Below are 20,151 nucleotides of genomic sequence, written 5' to 3' on the forward strand. Positions count from 1 at the left end.
CGCTACGAGACGGGAGCGGGAAACAGCGCGCGGCTCCGTCCGGTCAGGCGGTAGGCGATGAGGCCGATCCACTCCCGCAGCGCGGCATCCATCATCTCCAGCCCCTCGCTTACCCGCGCGAAGGGCACCGTCCATTGCGGCGAGCCGCCGGTGCGGTAATCGACGGGATAGGCGGTCACCGCGAAGCCGGCCGCCCGGAAGCAGCCCATCGCGCGCGGCATGTGCAACGCCGAGGTGACGAGCAGCCAGCGCTCGCCTGGTGCCGGCCGCGCCAGCTCGCGCGATAGCATCGCGTTCTCCGCGGTGTTGCGCGAGGCGGTCTCGAACTCGACATGGCCGGGATCGACGCCGAGCTGAGGCAGCAGCATGCGCACGACATCGGCTTCCGACAGCGCTGGGCGATCGAAATCGCCGCTGCCGCCGGAAAAGATGATGCGGGCCTGCGGATAGCGCCGGGACAGGTCGGCGAGCGCGATCAGCCGTTCCGCCGCCTGCGTGAGAGCGGGCTGCCCGCGCGCCGCAGTGACGTCGGGCCGCTGGCTGCCGCCCAGCACGACAATGCCGGCAATCGGCGATCCGTCGTCGACAAAGACCGGGAAACGGTTTTCCAGCGGCACCGCCAATGCCCGTCCGATCGGAGACAGGCCGCAAATCAGCAGGCCTAGCACCCCCACCGCCGTCATCCAGGCGCCGGCACGGCAATGGCGCAGCCCGACGAGCAGCCCCAGGCCGGCGAGAAGCGCCAATGCGCTGGACGGCACCGCGACCATCCACATGACCTTCGCGGTATAGAAGAAAACCGACGTCGAGACGCCGTCCATCAGACGCCTGCATGACGGCTGGCTGTGCGGTCCTGCGAGTGTCGGGCCAGATCTATATAGCGCTCGAGGCTTATCACCGGCACCGGGCTGGCCAGCAGATAGCCCTGCACATGGTGGCAACCGACCGACTGAAGGTAGCGCAGTTGCTCGCGCGTCTCCACGCCCTCGGCCGTCACGGTGATGGCCAGCGCACGCGCCAGCCGCACGACGCAATCGATGATCGCGGCGGCGTCGTCGGTCTGGCCGATATTCTGGATGAAGCTGCGGTCGATCTTGATCGTGTCGACGCGGAAGCGCCTTATATAGCCGAGCGAGGAATAGCCGGAGCCGAAATCGTCGAGGGCGATGCGCACGCCCATGTTGCGAAGGGCGGCGAGCGCGGTGAACGCTTCGGGCTGGTTGCCGAGGAGCAGGTTCTCGGTGATCTCGATCTCCAGCCTTTCGGCGGGAAAGTCGGTCTCCTTGAGGATCCGCGCGATGGATCCGGCAAGATCGCGCATGCGGAAATCCACCGGCGACAGATTGACCGCGACCCGCGCGCTTCCCCAGCCCCTCCCCTGTTCGCAGGCGCGGCGCACCGCCCACATGTCGAGCTTGCTGATCAGATCGGACTGTTCGGCGATCGGCACGAATTCGGACGGAGGAATGACCCCGCGCGTCGGGTGGATCCAGCGGACCAGCGCCTCGAAGCCGACGACGGTGCGGCCGTCCACGGCGAATTGCGGTTGGTAGAACAGCGTCATCTCGTTCTCGTTGAGCGCTCGCTGCAGGTCGGTCTCGATGTCCCGCCGCTGGCGGACCTCGCGCTCCATGCGCGGCTCGAAGAGACGTACCACGCCGCGCCCGTCCGCCTTGGCGCGGTAGACCGCGATGTCGGCGAGCCGGATCAGTTCGCTCGCTTCCATGCTGTCGGTCGGGGCCACCGTCGCGCCGATCGAACCGTTGACGAGCAGTGTCTGGCCGCCGATCGAGGCGGGTCGACGCACCGTCGCAAGGATCATGTTGCCGATCGCCTCGATCTGTTCGGTTCCGCCATCGATCGGGGCCAGGATGACGAATTCGTCGCCGCCGAACCGGGACGCCAGCAGCCCTGGTGTCGGCAGCACCTTCAGCCGTGCGCCGATTTCAGCCAGCACGACGTCGCCGACATGGTGACCGAGCGTGTCGTTGATGTCCTTGAACCCGTCGAGATCGAGGAAATATACCGCCAGCTTGGTCTCGCCGTTCATCCGGCTGAGGCGGTCGCCGAGCACCCGCATCAGCATGGCGCGGTTTGCGAGGCCGCAGAGCGGATCGACATAGGCGAGCCGCGAGGCATAGGCCTCGCTCTCGGCGAGATTCTGGGTCGCCCGGCGCGCATACCACAGCACGATGGCGGCGGCGGCCAGCAGCAGGATCGTCGTTGCCACCAGCGCCGGCAGCAGGGCATGCAGCAGTGCCGTGCCGGGATTGTCGGGCTTCCACACCAGCCAGGCCGGCGCCGTCTCGCCTTCGCCGAAGGGGATCGCCACGCCATGGCGGTCGGCGCCGGGCGGATCGAAGCTGACGGCGGGCTCGGCGATCCGCGTCTCGTGCGCCAGATCGTTCAGGAAATGATCGTCGATGAACAGCACCGTCACCGCCACGGGCGGTGCTTTCTCGGGTGTGATCACCCGGCCGTAGTCGGGGGTGATGCTGATGGCGCCGACCAGCGCCGGCCGCCCTTCGACGCGCACATAGCCGGCACGGAACGCCGGCGGGACATCCGTCGCCTTGTCGGGAACGGCGGAATCCTGCTTCCGGCCGACCTGCTCGGCGAACATCTTCTGGACGCCGAGGACGAAGGGGAGGATCGCGCTGTCGTCGAAGACGGCGCGTTCGCCGGGCACCTGCTCTCCGTCGATCGAGGCATAGGCGACCACCGTGTCCAGCACGATATACGAGCGATCATGGTGCTCGGTGTCGCGCAGCCAGCGGCCGAAATTACGGTGGACCCAGTCGACGTCGAGGAAATAGGCGGTGCGCAGGACGGATTCGTCCCAATGGGCGAAGGCGGCGAGATCGCGTTGCAGCAGGCCGACCTTGCTTTCCAGTGCGTGGCCGACAAGTTCGCCCCAGCGTTGGCGCGACGCCGAATCCACCCTCTCCGCTGCGAGGAGCGCGAAGGCGCCCATGGCGACGATGGCCGCGCAGACCACGAGAGCGACCGCGAGGATGGTGCGGTCGCTCGCCTTCGCCGATACCACCCTTGCCCCGCTATCGATCGGAATGCGCATTCCCGTTTCGTCCGCTGCAATGTCCGATCGGAGGGCACGACCGCCCGCATTGGGCGCCCTCATGACGTCGACCTCTCGGGTTTCCGCGAACGTAGCGGCTGAAACTTAATGCGGCTTGAAGGGAGGTAAGATGGCAGGTAACCCGAAGCTCTCCCGCCTATGTGACATCACCGCCGCGCTTCGCGCAAATACGTTCAGAACCAAAGCGAGGCGATGCCGAGAAAGGCGAAGAAGCCGACCACGTCGGTGACGGTGGTCACGAAAGGCCCTGATGAGACCGCCGGATCGACCCCGGCGCGATTGAGCGCCAATGGAATCAGGATGCCCCCGAGTGCGGCGGCGACCAGATTGATGATCATCGCCAACGCGATGACGATGCCGAGATCGGCTATGCCGAAGCGGGCGAACACCACCACCGCCATGATCACCGCGAAGACGATGCCGTTGAACAGCCCGACGAGGAGTTCGCGGGCGATGACCCGGCGAGCGTTGCTGGCGCGGAGCTCACGGGTGGCGATGGCGCGCACGGCCACCGTCATGGTCTGCGTCGCGGCGTTGCCGCCCTGGCTGGCGACGATCGGCATGAGGACGGCCAGCGCGACGAGGCGCTGCAACTCGTCCTCGAACAGCGAGATCACCGCCGAAGCGAGGTTGGCGGCGATCAGGTTGACCAGCAGCCAGGAAAAGCGGCTGCGGGCGATGTACCAGAAACTGTCAGAGAGCTCTTCGTCGCCGGCGACGCCGCCCAGCGCCTTGAGGTCCTCGTCGGCCTCCTCCTGGATGACGTCGACAATGTCGTCGATGGTCAGCACGCCGACCAGCCGGCCGGCGCCGTCGACCACCGGCGCCGAGATCAGGTTATAGCGCTCGAAGACGCGCGCCACGTCCTCCTGGTCGTCGATGGCCTGCACGACATGACGGTCCGGCGTCACCACGTCGCCGAGCTTCATGCCGCGCTTGGTGCGCAGCAGCCGGTCGAGCGGCACCGATCCGGTGAGCCGATAGCCGGGATCGACGACGAAGACCTCGAAGAAGGTCTCCGGCAGGCCTTCGGTTTCGCCGATATAGTCGAGCGTCTGCCCGACCGTCCAGAACGGCGGCAGGGCGATGAACTCGGTCTGCATGCGCCGGCCGGCGCTCTCCTCGGGATAGTCGAGGCTGCGCTGCAGCGCCGCGCGCTCCGTCAGCGGCAGGTGACCGAGGATCTCCTGCTTGTCGGCATCGTCGAGATCTTCGAGAATATAGACGGCGTCGTCGGAATCGAGGTCGCGCACGCCCTCGACGACGGTCTTGGTCTCCAGCGCCTCGAGGATCTGGACGCGGACGGTCTCGTCGAGTTCGGTCAGCGCGGTGAAGTCGAAATCGGCGCCGAGCAGTTCGATCAGCTTGGGGCGCGCCGGCGCCGGCAGCGCTTCGAGCAAGCGAGCGAGGTCGGTCTCGTGGAAATCGGCGATCAGTTCACGCAGCGCGTCGCCGTGGCCGGCCTCGATGGCGGCCGCGACCTGCTCGATGAAGGCAGGGTCGTCGATCAGCGCCAGTTCGTCCTCGGGTTCGCGCTCGTTGGGGGCAAGGACAAGGTCGGTGTCTTCGCGCATGCCGACCTCCCAGGGTCACGGATTCGAGGAATGGAGCTGTTCTTATGAAGCATCGTCGCCGAAGGCAAATAGAGAGCCGGGCGAGCGTCGCCACCCCGACAGGCGCTTTGTCGCAAGCGCCTGTCGGGTCCCTGGCACCTTATAGGAGAGCCGCATCATGACCGCAGCAAGCAGCTTGCGCCTCGTCGTGCACGGCCGCGTCCAGGGCGTCGGCTACCGGGCATGGCTGGCGGGCGAGGCACGCCGCCTCGGCGCGCACGGCTGGATCCGCAACCGCGACGACGGCTCCGTGGAAGCGCTGATCCATGCCGACGAAGCCACGCAGGAGGCGCTGATCGCTGCCTGCCGGCGCGGGCCGCCCGCCGCGATCGTGCGCGAGATCGAGATATTCGAGGAAGCCGGCACCCCGCTGGAGGGCTTCCAGGTTCGGCCGACGCGCTAGGCGCCCCGCCTGCCAACGATGGACACGGGTCACACCGGTTCCGTGCCTGCCTCGCCCTGTGTCGGCCCGAACAGCTGCTCGAACTCGCTCCGCAGGGCGAGATCGACATCCTCCATCGATACCGGCAGCCCGAGATCGACGAGGCTGGTCACCCCGTGCTCGCGCACGCCGCAGGGCACGATGCCGCCGAAATGCGACAGGTCCGGCTCGACGTTCAGCGCCACGCCGTGCATCGTCACCCAGCGCCGCACGCGGATGCCGAGCGCGGCGATCTTGTCCTCGCCCGAGCCGGCGCGGTTTGGCCGGCGTACCCAGACACCGACCCGGTCCTCGCGGCGTTCGCCGCGGACATGGAAGGTCCACAGCGTGCGGATCAGCCACTCCTCGAGCGTCGCCACATAGCGCCGCACGTCGGGCGTGCGCCGCTTCAGGTCGAGCATGACATACGCCACGCGCTGCCCCGGCCCGTGATAGGTGAACTGCCCGCCGCGCCCGGTCTGGAAGATCGGGAATCGATCCGGCTCGACCAGGTCGTCCGGCCGGGCGCTGGTGCCGGCGGTGTAGAGCGGGGGATGCTCCAGCAGCCATACCGTCTCGGGGGCGGTGCCGGCGGCAATCCCCGCGGCGAGGGCATCCATCTCGGCGAGCGCATCGGGATAGGCGACAGGCGCCGGGGCGACGCGCCAGCGTACCGGCGGTGTCCCGGACTGGGGAAGCATGCCGGCGGCAAGGTCGTCGCGGGCGAGCGGAGCGGTGTGTTCCATGGCTCACAGATAGTGATGGCATCGACGTCTGTCTGCATGGACGGCCCGCCAATCGAACGGAGCTGTCCATAAGCGTGCGCGGCCCTTGTGGAGCCGAAGTCGATCTGTTAGACGATGCCGCGCTGCGGGGCCAGCCGACATGTTCGGCTCCCTTCGGTGCATGTGGTTGCGGTCGTGGCGGAATTGGTAGACGCGCTGCCTTGAGGTGGCAGTGGGTAACACCGTGGAGGTTCGAGTCCTCTCGACCGCACCATTCTTTCTTGAAAATCCTCTCCCGCCGAGTGCCGGCACATTGCCGGCCGGCGCCCAGGGATCGAGGCTCGGCCTCTCCCCTCCTGCCTGAAGAACATTGCAGCAGCGCTTGCCGACCCGCGAGCCCCCCGGCGGCGCTACGTATAATTGCGATCGCCCTCCGGCGCCTTTAGGTTGCCCCGCAACGGTCGACGGCAGGACGCTGGCGACGTGCGAAAGGGACGACTTGATGGCCGCCGAAGCTGCTTCCGACGCCGCCGCCCATGGCTTCCAGCTCATCCCCGTCGTGGTGCTGCTCGGCGCGGCGGTGATAGCGGTGCCCCTGTTCAAGCGGCTCGGGCTCGGGTCGGTGCTCGGTTATCTCGCCGCGGGCCTCGCCATCGGCCCGTTCGGTCTTGGCCTGTTCAGCGATCCGCAGTCGATTCTCCACGTCGCCGAGCTCGGCGTGGTGATGTTCCTGTTCATCATCGGGCTGGAGATGCAGCCCTCGCGGCTCTGGGCGATGCGCGGGGAAATCTTCGGGCTCGGCCTCGCCCAGGTCGGCGCCTGCGCCGCGCTGCTCACCTGCGTCGGCCTGGCGCTCGGCTATCCCGCGGCGTCGAGCTTCGTTGCCGGCGCCGGCTTCGTACTCACCTCCACCGCTATCGTCATGCAGGTACTGGAGGAGCGCCGCGCCTTCGGCCTGCCCAAGGGACGGCGGATCGTCGCCATCCTGCTGCTCGAGGACCTCGCCATCGTGCCGCTGCTGGCACTGGTCGCCTTTCTCGCCCCCGGCGGCGAAGACACCACCCTTGGCGACCGGCTGACCGGCATCGTCATCGGCCTCGCCTCGATCGCCGGGCTCGTCCTCGCCGGGCGCTATCTGCTCGATCCGCTGTTCCGCGTGCTTGGCAAGGCCAAGGCGCGCGAGGTGATGACGGCGGCGGCACTGCTGGTGGTGCTCGGCGCGGCGCTCGCCATGCAACTCGGCGGCCTGTCCATGGCGATGGGCGCCTTCCTCGCCGGCGTGCTGCTGTCGGAATCCACCTTCCGCCACCAGCTCGAGGCCGATGTCGAACCGTTCCGCGGCATCCTGCTCGGCCTGTTCTTCCTCGGCGTCGGCATGGCGCTCGACCTGTCGGTGATCGTCGCCAACTGGCGCCTGATCGTCGTCTCCGTCGTCTCCTACATGCTCCTGAAAATGCTCGGCATCTATGCGGTGGCACGGCTGTTCCGCGCCGGCCATCGCGAGGCGGTCGAGCGCTCCGTGCTGATGGCCCAGGGAGGCGAATTCGCCTTCGTCCTCTATGCGGCAGCGACCTCGGTGGGGCTGATCAGTGGCGAGGACAACGCCATCCTCACCGCCATCATCATCGTCTCCATGGCGCTCACCCCGCTCGGCATGATGCTGCATGACCGGCTGATGCCGAAGCCCGCGCCGTCGATGGAGGGGGTGGAACTCGTGGACAGCCTGTCGGCGAGCGTGCTGCTCATCGGCTTCGGCCGCTTCGGGCAGATCGTCAGCCAGCCGCTGCTCGGCCACAACTGCTCGATCTCCATCATCGATACCGATACCGACGCCATCCGCAATGCCCGCGATTTCGGCTTCAAGGTGCATTATGGCGACGGCCTGCGGCTCGACATCCTGCACGCCGCCGGTGCCCACGATGCGCGGGCGATCGTTATCGCGGTCAACGACCGCGAGGCCAGCCTGAAGATCACCGAACTGGTCAAGTCGGAATTTCCGCTGGTGCCGGTGCTGGCCCGCGCCTTCGACCGCGAGCACGCCATCGAGCTGATCCAGGCCGGGGTCGATTTCCAGATCCGCGAAACCTTCGAATCGGCGCTGGCGCTGGGCGAGAAGACGCTGGCGCTGATGGAGGTCGACGAGGAGGAGCGCGCCCGGGTGATGGCCGAGACCCGCCGCCGCGATGCCGACCGGCTCGCCATCGAGATTACCGGCGGCATCTATGCCGGGCGTGACCTGATCCACGGCAATACGCCGGCGGCACAACCGAAGGCATCGTCCTGACCGTGGTATCAGCCGACGCGCAGAGGGCGATCGCCGCGGTGGTCGGCTTCTGGCGGGAGGCTGGCGAGGAGCGGCGGTGCGCCATCGAGACGTCATCCGCCGCTTCGGACGATTTCCGCACCGCAAGCGCCTTCTCGGCCGCGAGACGATACCCGAGGCGGCGGCGTTCCTGGCAGATGGCGGCTTCGCCGGCTGAGCCGCGCAAACGTCGCGGCTATCCCGCCGTCACTGCATCGCGGCCTGCGGCGCCTCCGTTGCAGGCGGAGAGCTGGCGGGCGGCGAGCTGGCAGCCGCCGGCTCCCGGCGCGGGTCACCGATCCGCCAGAACGGCCGCTGGATCTCGACCAGCATGCGGCCGGGCTCGCCGGGCCTCTTGCTATCGCGGATGAGGGCCGCGAGGTCGGCCCGCACCAGCGGATCGGAGATGAAATAGCTGTGGCCGATGAACCCGGCCCGGCCGTCGAACACGATGAAATCGGCGAAGCCCTCGGTCTGCGCACCGCTCCAGGCGACGCTCGACATCTTGCCGTCGGCCAGCTTCTTGAGCGCCATCTGCCCGAGGCGTTCCTTGCTGCCGAACAGCAGCGCCGATATGTCGAGCGCCTTGTCGTTGGGCGAGGAATAGATCGTCAGATGCACCGGGCCCTGCGACGGGAACGTCCCGTCCGGGCTCGGCTTCGAGCCGAAGGGAAGGTCGGGATCGGAGATCACTCCGAACATCTTGGTGGTCGCCACGTCGAGGTCGATATCCGGGGCGAACAGCACCAGATTGGCGATCTTGTAGCGCTGCCAGAGCGAGGACTTGCTCACATAGGTCTCGATGCCCAGCTGCTGGACGGCATTGGCCAGCACATCGGTGCCGCGGCTATGGGCGATGATGTTCACCCGCTCGACGCCCTTGGTATCGGCGAGGATACGGATCGCCTTCTTCATGTCCGGCACGGAGAATTCGCCGGATTCCCGGTCCATGTTGTAGCCCATGAAGGCGCCGCCGGTGCCGCCGGCCGGCCAGGTCAGCGCGACGCAGACGAACTCGTGGCTCAGCGTGCGGCAGATGTCGCCGGTGGAGGTCACCGCGTCGTCGAAGCTGTTGTGGTAACCGTGGATGAAGATCACCAATTCCTTGCGCCGTACGGTGGCAAGCCGGCGCGTCACCTCTGCCTGCAGGGCGGCCGCCGCCTGCTCATGCGCGCTCACCGCGCCGGGCGCACGCCGTGGCCCCTTGGGGGTCGGCTCGGCGGTATAGGGTGTCGGCGGGAACTGACCGATCTCGTTCACCGCCTCGACCTTGAGGTCGCCTGCGGAGGACCCTGCCGAGGTGGCGGGCTCCAGCTCGGCCGACCCGAAGCTGATGAAGCGCGCGCGGCCTGAGCTGTAGCTGAGACCGCCATTCGGGGCGATCGACGGTGTGCGGTCGGTGACGTAGAGCACATCGAAACCCTGCGCCGGCTTCTTCGCACCGAGCATGTCGGCCTGCGTCAACTCGGGCGACAGGGTGCCCGGCAGCTCGCCGGAAGCGCAGGCACTGAGCATCAGCGCGCAGGCGAGGCCGATCAGGCCCCGTACCCAGGCGCCCGGCCGGGTCGCAGCTGGGCTGGGTACACTGCGGCACGCGGGGGACGTTGCCGTTTCACGCATGTACCAGCACCTGTCTCTTCCGCATCCGTGCCGGCGTCATGTTCTTGGAGACATGTCCCAGGCGCCATGTATTTGTTTTATAACGCTTCCGATTATCATCGATTTTCGTACTGAGCATCCTCTTTCCTCATGCAGGCGACGTGACACGCCCAGCCGACGCACGGCGTCGGTGCAGCCCGCTCTTGACTCCGGGAGCGGAACGAGTCGCTTATAAGGAACAAAAGAGGAACAAAAATGCGTGCGACACCGAGTGTTTCCGCGCTGCGGGGGATGCTTGCCGGCCTTGAGGCGGAGCATCTGCCTGCCAGCGCCAGTTTCTTCGATCTCGGCGCGCCCGGCGCGGATGGCGCGCTCGGCGGTCCGCTCGCCTGCGGCGCGCTGCACGAGGTGTTCGCGGCCGAGAGCGGCGACATGGCGGCGGCCGCCGGCTTCGCGCTGGCGCTGGCGATGCGGGCCGCCGCCGCCCGCCCGGCGGGAGCCATGCGTCCGCTGCTGTGGATCCGGCAGGACATGGTCGACGACGAAGCCGGCCATCTCGCCGCTGAAGGCCTGCGCGCACTGGGGCTCGATCCGGCACGGCTGCTGCTGGTGCGCGCCCACGGAGGCGAAGCGGCGCTGCGGGTGGCGGACGATGCCGCGCGCTGCGCCGCGCTCGGAGCGGTGCTGGTGGAGCCCTGGGGAGAGCCGAAGGCGCTCGATCTCACCGCGACGCGCCGGCTGTCGCTGCGCGCCGGCGGCTCCGGCCTCGCCGTACTGCTGCTGCGTCCGGGCGGCTATCCCGCTCCCAGCGCGGCGGCGACCCGCTGGCAGGTGCGGGCGGCACCGTCCCGTCCACTGGCGGGCGAAGCGCCGGGCGCTCCGAGCTTCCTCGTCTCGCTGCTGCGTCATCGTGCCGGCCATGCCGGCGGTTCCTGGCAATTGGAGTGGGACCGTGAGACCTGTTCCTTCCACGACATCTTCCCGCTACCTCGCGCTGTGGTTTCCGTTCCTGCCGGCCGAGCGGCTGGCGAGGCTGCGGCGCCGACCCCCTTCCGCCGCGCCGGCTGAGGCGGGGCCGCGACCGGGCCCCGCGGGTCCCCTTGTTTTCGTCGAGCGGACGACGGGCGGGCTGCGGCTCGCCGCGCTGTCGCGGGCGGCGCGGGCGCAGGGGTTGGAGCCCGGCCTGACGCTTGCCGATGCGCGGGCTCGCCTTCCCGACCTTGACGTCGTCGAGCACGACCCCGTCGCCGACGCCGGCTTCCTGGAGCAGGTGGCGGATGATTGCGACCGCTGGACCCCGCTGGTGGCGCTCGATCCGCCGGACGGGCTGGTGCTGGACATCAGCGGCTGTGCGCATCTGTTCGGCGGCGAGGCGGTGATGCGCGCCCGCCTCATTACGCATCTCAAGGCGCACGGCCTGTCCAGCTTCGCCGTCGTCGCCGGCACGCCGGAGGCCGCCCGTGCTCCCGCCCGCTGCGGGCTCGGCGGCGTCCTCGCGCCGGGCACGGAAGCGGCGCAACTCGCCGGCCTGCCCATCGCGGCGCTGGGCCTGCCGGCCGCAACGGTGAGCGGACTGTCCCGGGCCGGGCTGAAGACCATCGGCGCCCTTGCCAAGCGCCCCGGCACCCCGCTCGCCGCCCGCTTCGGCGAGGAGTTGCTAGTGCGGCTGCGGCGCACCCTCGGCCTTGAGGATGCGCGCATCGTGCCGCGCCGGCCGTTGCCCGACTGCCTCGCCGAGCGGCGCTTCGCCGAGCCAATCGCCCGCTCCACCGATATCGAAGGCGCCCTCGCCCTGCTCGTCGAGGATGTCGGGCGGATGCTTGAGAGCCGCGGCCAGGGCGGACGCGCCTTCGAGGCCTCGTTCTTCCGCACCGACGGCGCGGTGCGCCGGCTCGGGGTGGAGACCGCCCGCCCGTCGCGCGACGGCCTCGCCCTCGCTCGGCTGTTCCGCGAGCGGCTCGACGCCCTCGCCGATCCACTCGACCCCGGTTTCGGCTTCGATCTCATCCGTCTTGCCGTACTGCGCGCCGAGCCGCTCGCCGCCGCGCAGATCGGCCTCGACGGACGCGTCAACGAGGAAGAGGAGGTCGCCGCACTGATCGACCGGCTGACCACGCGGCTCGGGCGCGAGCGCGTGCTGCGCTTCGCGCTGCGCGACACCCACGATCCCACCCGCGCCGGAATGCTGGTGCCCGCGGTCGACGCCATCGCGGGCCAATCCGGTCCGCCGGAGGACAACCTGCCCCGCCCCCTTACCCTGTTCGAGCCGCCGCAGCCGATCGACGCGCTGGCAGAGGTGCCGGACGGTCCGCCTTTGCGCTTCCGCTGGCGGCGCGTGCTGCACGAGGTGGTGCGCGCCGAGGGGCCAGAACGCATCGCGCCGGAATGGTGGCGCGGCGACCCCACGACTGCGTCGGCGGCCGAGGAGATCGAGAGCGCCGGCACCCGCGACTATTATCGGGTGGAAAACCGCGAGGGCCGGCGCTTCTGGCTATTCCGCGCGGGTCTCTACGAACGCGGCGCAGGCACGCCGCGCTGGTTCCTGCACGGGCTGTTCGCATGAGCAAGATGTCCAAAAGCAAGCTGACGACGAGCGAGGCTCGCCCGGCGCCCTTCTATGCCGAGCTCGCCGTCACCACGAACTTCTCCTTCCTGCGCGGGGCTTCCCGCGCGGCGGATCTGGTGGAAGAGGCGCTCGCGCTCGGCCATGGCGGCATCGGCATCGCCGACCGCAACACCGTTGCCGGCGTCGTGCGTGCCTACGCGGCGGTGAAGGAGGCCGAGGAGGCTTGGCGGGAAGCGTGGAAGGCGGAGCGCGGGAAGATAAGCGTCGCCGCCGGAGAGGGCAGAGCCGAGACGACCGGCGGCGAGGAAGGGGCAAACCGTGGCGAGAGGGGCCCCGAGGACGACGGCGCACCCGAGCATCGCATCTCCGCCGATCAGGACGGCAGGGCTCCAGAAGGCGGAAGCCATGCGGAAGGCTGGACGGCGTCGCTCCAGTCCGACCGGAACGAGAGCGCCACGGAGCCGGGCGGCATCGACCGCACGGATATCGGGCGCATCGGCGCCATCGATCCGTTCTCGACCCTTCCCCTCCTGCCCGAAACGGACGAAGCCGCCTTCGATGGACCGCCGCCGGCTGACGAAGCCGACCCCGATATGCCGCCTCCCCGGCCCTTCAAGCTGGCGGTCGGCGCCCGCCTCGTCTTCGCCGACGGCACGCCGGACATCCTTGCCTATGCGCAGAACCGCGACGGCTGGGGTCGGCTCTGCCGCCTGCTCACGGCCGGCAACATGCGCTCCGGGCGCAAAGGCGACTGCGAGCTGCGGCTGGACGACCTCCTCGCCGATGCCGGCGGGCTGTCGCTCATCCTCATGCCGCCGCGCCGTGCCGAAGGGCTCGACGTCCTGCTTTCGCGCCTGCACGAAGCGGCGCCGGGCGCTCTGTGGCTCGCCGCCGACATGCCGCGCCGGGGCGACGACCGCCGCCGCCTCGCCGGACTCAAGGCCAGCGCGCAGGCAGCCGGCGTGCCGCTGCTGGCGGTCAATGACGTGCTCTACCACCACCCGAGCCAGCGCGACCTGCAGGATGTGCTCACCTGCATCCGCCACGGCACTACCATCGAAACCGCCGGCCGGCTGTTGGAGGCCAATGCCGAGCGGCACCTGAAATCCCCGGCCGAGATGGCGAGGCTGTTCCGCGAGGCGCCGGAGGCTCTGGAGGAAACCCGCAACTTCCTGGCGCGGATCGACTTTTCGCTCGACGAGCTGAGATACGAATACCCGGAGGAGCCGGTGCCGCCCGGCCACACGCCGCAGGGCTGGCTGGAAGAGCTGAGCTGGCGCCGCGCCGGCCTGCGCTATCCGGCTGGCATTCCGGCAAAGGTCGAACATCAACTCGGGGAGGAGCTAAAGCTGATCGCCGAGCTCGGCTACGCCCCCTATTTCCTGACCATCCGCGACATCGTCGATTTCGCCGAGCGCCGGGGCATCCTGTGCCAGGGGCGCGGTTCGGCGGCCAATTCCACCGTCTGCTACGTGCTCGGCATCACCGCGGTGAATCCGGCGGAAAACGAATTGCTCTTCGCCCGCTTCCTCTCCAGGGAGCGCAAGGAGCCGCCCGATATCGACGTCGATTTCGAGCATGAGCGGCGCGAGGAGGTGATCCAGTACATCTATAAGCGCTACGGCCGGCTGCGCGCCGGCATCGCGGCTACCGTCATTTCCTATCGCCAGCGCAGCGCCTTCCGCGATGTCGGCAAGGCGCTCGGCCTCACCGAGGATGTCACCGCCCGGCTCGCCGGCACGGTATGGGGCAGTTGGGGCGGCGAGATCGAGGCCGGCCGGGCGCGCGAGGCCGGGCTCGACCCGTCCAACCCGACCATCGCCCGCACCATCGGCCTTGCCCGGCGATTGCTCGGCTTTCCCCGCCACCTCTCCCAGCATGTCGGCGGCTTCGTGCTGGCGCGAGGCCGGCTCGACGAGATCGTGCCGATCGGCCACGCGGCCATGGAGGACCGCACCTTCATCGAATGGGACAAGGAGGACATCGACACGCTCGGCATCATGAAGGTCGACGTGCTGGCGCTCGGCATGCTCACCTGCATCCGCAAGGCTTTCGACCTGATGCGCGCGCATGAGAACGTCGATTACGGCCTCGCCGAGGTACCGGCCGACCAAGACGACGTCTACGACATGCTGTGCCGCGGCGATTCCATCGGCGTGTTCCAGGTGGAGAGCCGGGCGCAGATCAACATGCTGCCCCGCCTCAAGCCGCGGAGGCTCTACGACCTCGTCATCCAGGTGGCGATCGTCCGGCCGGGGCCGATCCAGGGCAACATGGTGCATCCCTACCTGCGCCGGCGCGCCAAGCTGGAGCCCGTGACCTACCCCTCCCCGGCCCCACCGCACGATCCCGACGAACTGAAGGAGGTGCTCTCGCGCACCGAGGGCGTGCCGCTGTTCCAAGAGCAGGCGATGCAACTCGCCATGGTCGCGGCCGATTTCTCCGATGTGGAGGCCAACAAGCTGCGCCGCGCCATGGCCACCTTCCGCAATGTCGGCACCATCAGCGAATTCCAGCACAAGCTGATCGATGGCATGAGCGCGCGCGGCTACGACCCCGCCTTTGCCGCGCGCTGCTTCGAGCAGATCAAGGGTTTCGGCGAATATGGCTTCCCGGAGAGCCATGCCGCCTCCTTCGCCAAGCTGGTCTATATCTCGGCCTACATCAAATGCCGGCATCCCGCGGCCTTCGCCTGCGCGCTGCTCAACTCCCAGCCCATGGGCTTCTATGCCCCGGCGCAGATCGTGCGCGACGCGCGCGAACATGGCGTCGACATCCGCCCCGTCGACGTCAATCACAGCTTCCACGACAACACGCTGGAACGCCGGTCCGACGGGACGCTCGCCCTGCGCCTCGGCCTACGCCAGGTCGACGGGGTTGGCGCCGCCGCGGCGGAGCGGCTCGCGGAGCGACGGGGCGAGGGCTACCCGGATATCGAGACCCTCGCCCGCCGCACCCGCCTGCCGGTCGCCGTGCTGACCAAGCTCGCGGAGGCTGACGCTTTCCGCTCCATGGGTCTCGACCGGCGCGAAGCCGCCTGGGCGGTGCGTCGGCTGCCGGACGATGCGCCGCTGCCGCTGTTCGCCGCGGCCGATGCGCGCGAGCTCGGCGAGGAGGCGGATGTCGGGTTGCCGTTCATGCCATTGCCCGAGCAGATCGCCGTGGACTACCAGACCACGCGACTGTCACTGAAGGGCCATCCCATGGGGATGCTGCGGCCGGTCTTCGCCCGCGAGGGCGTGCTCGCCAGCGCCGAGGTGGCGGCGAGCCGCGACGGCGCCCGGATACGTACCGCCGGCATCGTGCTGGTGCGGCAGCGGCCCGGCAAGGGCAACGCCGTCTTCATGACGCTGGAGGACGAGACCGGCATCGTCAATGTGCTGCTCTGGGCGCGGCTGTTCGAGCAATATCGCGCGCAGGTGATGGGCGCCCGGCTCGTGATGGTGGAAGGTCGGGTGCAGAAGAGCCCGGAAGGCGTGGTGCATCTGATGGGCGAGCGGGTGATGGACCGCACCGCCGAGCTCTCCCGCCTGTTCGACGACCCCCGCAGCGTGCCGGCGCCGCATGTCGACCCCGACGAGGACCCGCGGCTGAAGCCCCAGCGCGAGCATCTGCTGCAAGGACGGCGCTCCACCCAGGGACACCCGCGTCAGGTGCGCCTGCTGCCGAAATCGCGCGATTTCCATTGAACCGCGCGACGGCGCCCCTCATGCGTTCGCCGGCTGCGGGAGTTCGCGCAGTGCCGCCACCTTATGCGCCAGCCGCGCCGCCCGGCGAACGTGTGATCAGCAAGACCTGCGGAAAGATAGCCGGCGTTTAATCTGTCGTCGGCGTCTGTCCTATCCAACGGGTCGGCAATGCAAACCGCTGGAAGAGTCTCCCAGCGATCGCCGGCCGACAAGACGCATGAATCGACGCCACCCTTCACCGCGATCTTCTTAATTTAATAGCCGGCTATATGATACACCGGCGTTATACGCACCTCATCGCCGAACAGGCCCCCTGTGGAGCCGGCACCCGGTCGATATGGCCGGCATCGATGCCGGTATCGGCGGTGACATGCAGCACCTCCTCCGACGGCGCATCGTTGCCGATGCCGGCGAAGACCTTGGTCACGTGGAGGCGGCGGGAATGGCGGTTTCAGTACGGAACGGGCCGAATTCGATCGACCGCAGCAGGGTGGCGCGAGCGGTGCGCAGATGTTTGCGCAGGCGCGCGTCGATCATCCGTTGATCGCGGCTGCGCAACGCCTCGATATAGTCGAGATGCTCCATCAGCGCCGTGGTATTGCGCTGCTTCTCGTCCGCCTTGTTCCATTGATAAGTGTAATGAAAAATGGTGGAGATGATGTCATAGAAATCGATGATGAATCGGTTCTGCGACGTCTCGTGGATGATCCGGTGCAACCGCTCGTCGAGTTTCGGGAAACGTCGATACTCTGCATCCATATTGGCCAGCAGCGTGTGATGATCCTTCTCGATGGCGTCGAGTTGGCACCAGGCGGGGGAATGCTCCGGCAGTTCGATAAAGCTGCGGGTGGCACGCAGTTCGAACATCTCGCGCACATCATAGATCTCGGCGGCGAAGGCCGGCGTCACGCCCTTGAACAGCCAGGCGCTGTTCGGCCGCCGCTCCAGCAGGCCGAAATGCTGGAACTGCGCCAGATGCTCGCGGATGGTGGTGGTCGAGGTGCCGAATTGCCGGGCGAGCTCGGCGGCGTTGAGGAGCTGCCCGGCGCGGAAATCACCCTGCAGGATCCACTCCATGAAGCGCCGTTCCACCGCGGCCCCGGCCGAGAGGGTCTGCGTATCGGGAAAATAATCCGCGTCGACCGGATGGCGCTTGAGCACGCGCCGCCCGGCTCCGCTACCGACGATTCCGCCCTCGGCCAGCGACGCCAGCACCGCGCGGACCGTGGTGCGGCTGACGTCAAGCGCTTGGGCAAGCTCGCTTTCCGACGGCAGCGGTGCGCCGATCGAGTGCTCAGCCAGCCGTCGCAGGCAATGGTTGTAGCTGCGTTTGAAGACGGTATTGCCCTTCATGGGATGCCGATCTCGCTTTCTCTCCCCTGACGCCACCTTTCGGTAGTGTCGTTTTTTTTACATTAAAAACAGATTGACACACGGCGTCTATCGTGGATTTTTATATATAAGAAGACAAAAAATAAATCGACACTGGGTGAGGAAAAGGCCATGTGGCGCGCAAGCAGCTGCAAGAAATCCGTTTATCTTCAATTCACTGCGGCGCATGACGGCGCACGCGCATCCGCCTCGGCGCTTGTTGAGGCGTGTGGCGCGTGAGCATTCGCATCGTTCAGTTCGGCACAAGCCGCTTCCTTCAGGCGCATGTCGATCTCTTCGTCCACGAGGCCCGCGAAGCCGGTGAGGCCATCGGCCCGATCGCCGTGGTGCAGGCATCGGGCTTGCCCGCCCGCGCCGGCCGCATCAAGGCCTTCGGCCGGCCGGAGGGCTATCCCGTCATCATTCGCGGTATGGTCGAGGGTATCCCCACCGAGCGGACGGTGACCGTGCGCTCGGTCGATCGCGGCCTGTCGGCGGCAGCGGACTGGGAAGCGCTGAAGGCGCTGTTCGCCACCGAGGCCGGGCTCGTCGTTTCGAACATGGGCGACGCCGGCTACGAGATCGCCGCCGAAGATCGCAACCCGGCGCTCATCGCCGGCGGCGTGCCCGCCTCCTTCCCCGGCAAGCTCACCGCGCTGCTGCATCATCGCTGGAAGGCCGGCGGCGCACCCCTCACCGTGCTGCCCTGCGAACTCGTCAACCGCAATGGCGGCATCCTCGCGGCCGCAGTGCAGGACCTCGCCGCAACCAGCGGCGCCCCGGCCGCTTTCGCCGAGTGGGTCGCCAGCAAGGTGATCTTCGCCAACACGCTGGTCGACCGCATCGTTTCCGAGCCGATCGAGCCGGTCGGTGCCGTCGCCGAGCCCTATGCGCTATGGGCGATCGAGCGGCGGCCCGGCCTCGCCCTGCCCTTCTCGCATCCCAGCGTCGTCCTCACCGACGATCTCGAACCCTTCGAGCGGCTGAAGCTGCACATCCTCAATCTCGGCCACACCGTGCTTGCCGACATCTGGGCCAGCGAAGGCCGCGCGCCCTGCGAGACCGTGCGAGCCATCCTCGCCGACGAGGGCGTGCGCGCCCGGCTCGACGCCATCTATGCCGACGAGGTCGTACCCGGCTTCGCCGCGCGCGGCATGGGCGAGGAGGCACGGGCCTATGTGGCGGTCACGCTCGACCGCTTCCGCAACCCCTTCCTCGATCACCCCATCGCCGACATCGCGCAGAACCACGTGGTGAAGGTGGAGCGGCGGATCGGCGCCTTCCTCGACTGGATCGCCGGACAGCCCCGGGCGCCCGCAACCCCGGTGCTGGATGCGCTCGTCGCGCGGCACCGCGCGCAACAGGTGGCGGTATGACCTATCAGTTCGACTTCTCGTCCCTGCTGGCCTACTGGCCGGAATTCCTGCAGGGCGCCTGGCTGACGCTGAAGCTCTCGGCAGTCTCTACCGTGCTGGGCTTCGTGCTCGGCACGCTCTGCGCCATCGGCCGGGCCGACGGCAAGCCGTGGGTGAAGTTCCTGGTGGCCTCCTATGTGGAGGTGATCCGCAATACGCCGCTGCTGGTGCAGGTGTTCATCGTCTATTTCGGCATCGCCACGCTGGGGATTCGAGTCTCCGCCAATGCGGCGGCGGTGATCGCGCTGGTGGTGAATGTCGGCGCCTATACGTCCGAGATCGTGCGCGCCGGCCTCGAATCCGTGCTCAAGTCGCAGCTGGAAGCCGCCGACTGCCTCGGCCTGTCGAAGCCGCAGGTCTATTGGCATGTCGTGCTGCGGCCGGCGATCGAGCGGGTCTACCCGGCGCTCACCAGCCAATATGTGCTGCTGATGCTGGCCTCCTCGATCACCTCGCAGATCTCGGCGGAAGAGCTGACCGCGGTCGCCAACCGCATCCAGTCCGACACCTTCCGCTCCTTCGAGACCTATATCGTCGTCGGCATCATCTATCTCACCCTGTCTTTCGTGGTGCGCGTCGCGCTGTGGCTGTTCGGCCTCGCCGTCTTCGTGCGCAAGCGCAAGCTCGGCACGGCGCTGTGAGGTCCTGAACCATGCCGACCTTCAGCCTCGTCCATCTCGAATTCCTCGGCTGGGCCGCCACGTGGACCCTCGGCCTGTCCGCCATCGCCTTCATCGGCGGCGGGCTGGTCGGATTCGCGGTGGCACTCGCCCGCATCTCCTCGGTCCGCGCGCTGCGCTACGCGGCGATCGCCTATATCCAGCTGGTACAGGGCACGCCGCTGCTGATCCTGCTGTTCCTCATCTATTTCGGCATCGCCATTGTCGGCTTCCAGGAAGTGCCGGCGCTGCTCGCCGCCGGCCTCGGCCTCACCATCTATGCCTCGGGCTTCCTTGCCGAGATCTGGCGCGGCTGCCTGGAATCGGTGCCGAAGACCCAGTGGGAAGCCGCCGAATGCCTGGCGCTGACCCCGTGGCAACGGATGACACGGGTGATCCTGCCGCAGGCGGCGCGCATCGCCACCGCCCCGACGGTCGGTTTCCTCGTGCAGATCGTCAAGAACACCTCGCTCGCCTCGGTGGTCGGCTTCGTCGAGCTCGCCCAGGCCGGCAAGCTCATCAACAACTCGATCTTCGAGCCCTTCACCGTCTTCGTGGTCGTCGCCGTGATCTATTTCGCGATCTGCTTCCCGCTGTCGACCTGGAGCCGGAGGCTGGAAAGGAAGCTCAATGTCGGCCGTCGTTAAACTCTCCAACGTTCACAAGAGCTTCGGCACCGTGAAGGTGCTGGACG

15 protein-coding genes, 1 tRNA gene and 1 pseudogene are annotated in these 20,151 nt (G+C 68.0%); 10 read left to right on the plus strand and 7 right to left on the minus strand.

All coding sequences use genetic code 11. From position 1 onward, the window contains the following. Positions 1–2: 2 nt before the first annotated feature. The 3 genes from AC1RU4_RS07695 to mgtE form a co-directional block, all read right to left on the minus strand. Positions 3–821: a YdcF family protein gene (locus AC1RU4_RS07695; RefSeq protein WP_492890468.1), complete on the minus strand. Its 819-nt coding sequence runs from the start codon at positions 819–821 to the stop codon at positions 3–5. Then, the gene (locus AC1RU4_RS07700; RefSeq protein ID WP_492890469.1) at positions 821–3,076 is read right to left on the minus strand and encodes a putative bifunctional diguanylate cyclase/phosphodiesterase; all 2,256 of its coding nucleotides are present in this window, start codon (positions 3,074–3,076) and stop codon (positions 821–823) included. Before AC1RU4_RS07700 ends, AC1RU4_RS07695 begins: the two co-directional genes overlap by 1 nt. A 194-nt stretch (positions 3,077–3,270) precedes the next feature. Next, positions 3,271–4,671: a magnesium transporter gene (gene mgtE / locus AC1RU4_RS07705; protein WP_492890471.1), complete on the minus strand. Its 1,401-nt coding sequence runs from the start codon at positions 4,669–4,671 to the stop codon at positions 3,271–3,273. Between the two features lie 157 nt (positions 4,672–4,828). Between mgtE and AC1RU4_RS07710 the strand changes: the two genes are divergently transcribed. Continuing rightward, entirely contained in the window at positions 4,829–5,113 is a 285-nt protein-coding gene (locus AC1RU4_RS07710; protein ID WP_492890472.1) for an acylphosphatase, read from the plus strand. Positions 5,114–5,142: 29 nt separating this feature from the next. On the opposite strand, the gene lipB is transcribed toward AC1RU4_RS07710, so the two are convergent. After that, complete coding sequence (gene lipB, locus AC1RU4_RS07715) at positions 5,143–5,877, minus strand: lipoyl(octanoyl) transferase LipB (protein WP_492890473.1); 735 nt, start codon at positions 5,875–5,877, stop codon at positions 5,143–5,145. 168 nt (positions 5,878–6,045) lie between these two features. Between lipB and AC1RU4_RS07720 the strand changes: the two genes are divergently transcribed. The 3 genes and pseudogenes from AC1RU4_RS07720 to AC1RU4_RS07730 all read left to right on the plus strand — a co-directional run. Continuing rightward, positions 6,046–6,130: transfer RNA gene (locus tag AC1RU4_RS07720), tRNA-Leu, on the plus strand. Between the two features lie 228 nt (positions 6,131–6,358). Beyond that, entirely contained in the window at positions 6,359–8,140 is a 1,782-nt protein-coding gene (locus tag AC1RU4_RS07725) for a monovalent cation:proton antiporter-2 (CPA2) family protein (RefSeq protein WP_492890474.1), read from the plus strand. 73 nt (positions 8,141–8,213) lie between these two features. Continuing rightward, positions 8,214–8,336 (plus strand): annotated as a pseudogene (locus tag AC1RU4_RS07730) (DUF924 family protein); the annotation flags it as partial. A 29-nt stretch (positions 8,337–8,365) separates the two neighbouring features. On the opposite strand, the gene AC1RU4_RS07735 reads toward AC1RU4_RS07730, so the two are convergent. Continuing rightward, complete coding sequence (locus AC1RU4_RS07735; RefSeq protein ID WP_492890475.1) at positions 8,366–9,778, minus strand: alpha/beta hydrolase; 1,413 nt, start codon at positions 9,776–9,778, stop codon at positions 8,366–8,368. Between the two features lie 234 nt (positions 9,779–10,012). Here AC1RU4_RS07735 and AC1RU4_RS07740 point away from each other — a divergent pair, with 234 nt between their 5' ends. The 3 genes from AC1RU4_RS07740 to AC1RU4_RS07750 are packed head-to-tail and all read left to right on the plus strand — an operon-like array spanning position 10,013 to position 16,012. Continuing rightward, positions 10,013–10,825, plus strand: coding sequence for an ImuA family protein (locus AC1RU4_RS07740; protein ID WP_492890476.1), 813 nt, complete (start codon positions 10,013–10,015; stop codon positions 10,823–10,825). Next, a complete protein-coding gene (locus tag AC1RU4_RS07745) occupies positions 10,710–12,320 on the plus strand; it encodes a Y-family DNA polymerase (protein ID WP_492890477.1) in 1,611 nt (536 codons plus the stop codon). The genes AC1RU4_RS07740 and AC1RU4_RS07745 overlap by 116 nt, the downstream gene beginning before the upstream one ends. After that, positions 12,317–16,012, plus strand: a complete 3,696-nt coding sequence (locus AC1RU4_RS07750; RefSeq protein ID WP_492890478.1) for an error-prone DNA polymerase — start codon at positions 12,317–12,319, stop codon at positions 16,010–16,012. The genes AC1RU4_RS07745 and AC1RU4_RS07750 overlap by 4 nt, the downstream gene beginning before the upstream one ends. 283 nt (positions 16,013–16,295) lie before the next feature. Here AC1RU4_RS07750 and AC1RU4_RS07755 read toward each other — a convergent pair whose 3' ends face one another. Further along, positions 16,296–16,439: a hypothetical protein gene (locus AC1RU4_RS07755; RefSeq protein ID WP_492890479.1), complete on the minus strand. Its 144-nt coding sequence runs from the start codon at positions 16,437–16,439 to the stop codon at positions 16,296–16,298. Beyond that, positions 16,436–17,365 carry a GntR family transcriptional regulator gene (locus AC1RU4_RS07760; protein WP_492890481.1) on the minus strand — a complete coding sequence of 310 codons (930 nt, stop codon included), beginning with the start codon at positions 17,363–17,365 and terminating at the stop codon, positions 16,436–16,438. Before AC1RU4_RS07760 ends, AC1RU4_RS07755 begins: the two co-directional genes overlap by 4 nt. 254 nt (positions 17,366–17,619) lie before the next feature. On the opposite strand from AC1RU4_RS07760, the gene AC1RU4_RS07765 reads away from it, so the two are divergent. From AC1RU4_RS07765 to AC1RU4_RS07775, 3 genes are read left to right on the plus strand one after another with little or no spacing between them, the layout of a single operon-like run. After that, on the plus strand, positions 17,620–18,759 hold the full coding sequence (locus tag AC1RU4_RS07765; protein WP_492890482.1) for a mannitol dehydrogenase family protein: 1,140 nt from the start codon (positions 17,620–17,622) through the stop codon (positions 18,757–18,759). Further along, positions 18,756–19,439: an amino acid ABC transporter permease gene (locus AC1RU4_RS07770; protein ID WP_492890483.1), complete on the plus strand. Its 684-nt coding sequence runs from the start codon at positions 18,756–18,758 to the stop codon at positions 19,437–19,439. Before AC1RU4_RS07765 ends, AC1RU4_RS07770 begins: the two co-directional genes overlap by 4 nt. A gap of 11 nt (positions 19,440–19,450) precedes the next feature. Continuing rightward, positions 19,451–20,104 (plus strand): amino acid ABC transporter permease, encoded by a 654-nt coding sequence (locus tag AC1RU4_RS07775; RefSeq protein WP_492890484.1) that lies wholly within the window; start codon positions 19,451–19,453, stop codon positions 20,102–20,104. Positions 20,105–20,151 lie beyond the last annotated feature (47 nt).

The organism is Ancylobacter sp. GW821-FHT10E12, from assembly GCF_058809335.1.

What these genes read in the sequence shown, in the direction of transcription:
- AC1RU4_RS07695 (WP_492890468.1), bottom strand. Translation starts at nt 821, where the DNA reads ATGGACGGCGTCTCGACGTCGGTTTTCTTCTATACCGCGAAGGTCATG.
- AC1RU4_RS07700 (WP_492890469.1), bottom strand. Translation starts at nt 3,076, where the DNA reads ATGCGCATTCCGATCGATAGCGGGGCAAGGGTGGTATCGGCGAAGGCG.
- mgtE (WP_492890471.1), bottom strand. Translation starts at nt 4,671, where the DNA reads ATGCGCGAAGACACCGACCTTGTCCTTGCCCCCAACGAGCGCGAACCC.
- AC1RU4_RS07710 (WP_492890472.1), top strand. Translation starts at nt 4,829, where the DNA reads ATGACCGCAGCAAGCAGCTTGCGCCTCGTCGTGCACGGCCGCGTCCAG.
- lipB (WP_492890473.1), bottom strand. Translation starts at nt 5,877, where the DNA reads ATGGAACACACCGCTCCGCTCGCCCGCGACGACCTTGCCGCCGGCATG.
- AC1RU4_RS07725 (WP_492890474.1), top strand. Translation starts at nt 6,359, where the DNA reads ATGGCCGCCGAAGCTGCTTCCGACGCCGCCGCCCATGGCTTCCAGCTC.
- AC1RU4_RS07735 (WP_492890475.1), bottom strand. Translation starts at nt 9,778, where the DNA reads ATGCGTGAAACGGCAACGTCCCCCGCGTGCCGCAGTGTACCCAGCCCA.
- AC1RU4_RS07740 (WP_492890476.1), top strand. Translation starts at nt 10,013, where the DNA reads ATGCGTGCGACACCGAGTGTTTCCGCGCTGCGGGGGATGCTTGCCGGC.
- AC1RU4_RS07750 (WP_492890478.1), top strand. Translation starts at nt 12,317, where the DNA reads ATGAGCAAGATGTCCAAAAGCAAGCTGACGACGAGCGAGGCTCGCCCG.
- AC1RU4_RS07760 (WP_492890481.1), bottom strand. Translation starts at nt 17,365, where the DNA reads ATGAAGGGCAATACCGTCTTCAAACGCAGCTACAACCATTGCCTGCGA.
- AC1RU4_RS07770 (WP_492890483.1), top strand. Translation starts at nt 18,756, where the DNA reads ATGACCTATCAGTTCGACTTCTCGTCCCTGCTGGCCTACTGGCCGGAA.
- AC1RU4_RS07775 (WP_492890484.1), top strand. Translation starts at nt 19,451, where the DNA reads ATGCCGACCTTCAGCCTCGTCCATCTCGAATTCCTCGGCTGGGCCGCC.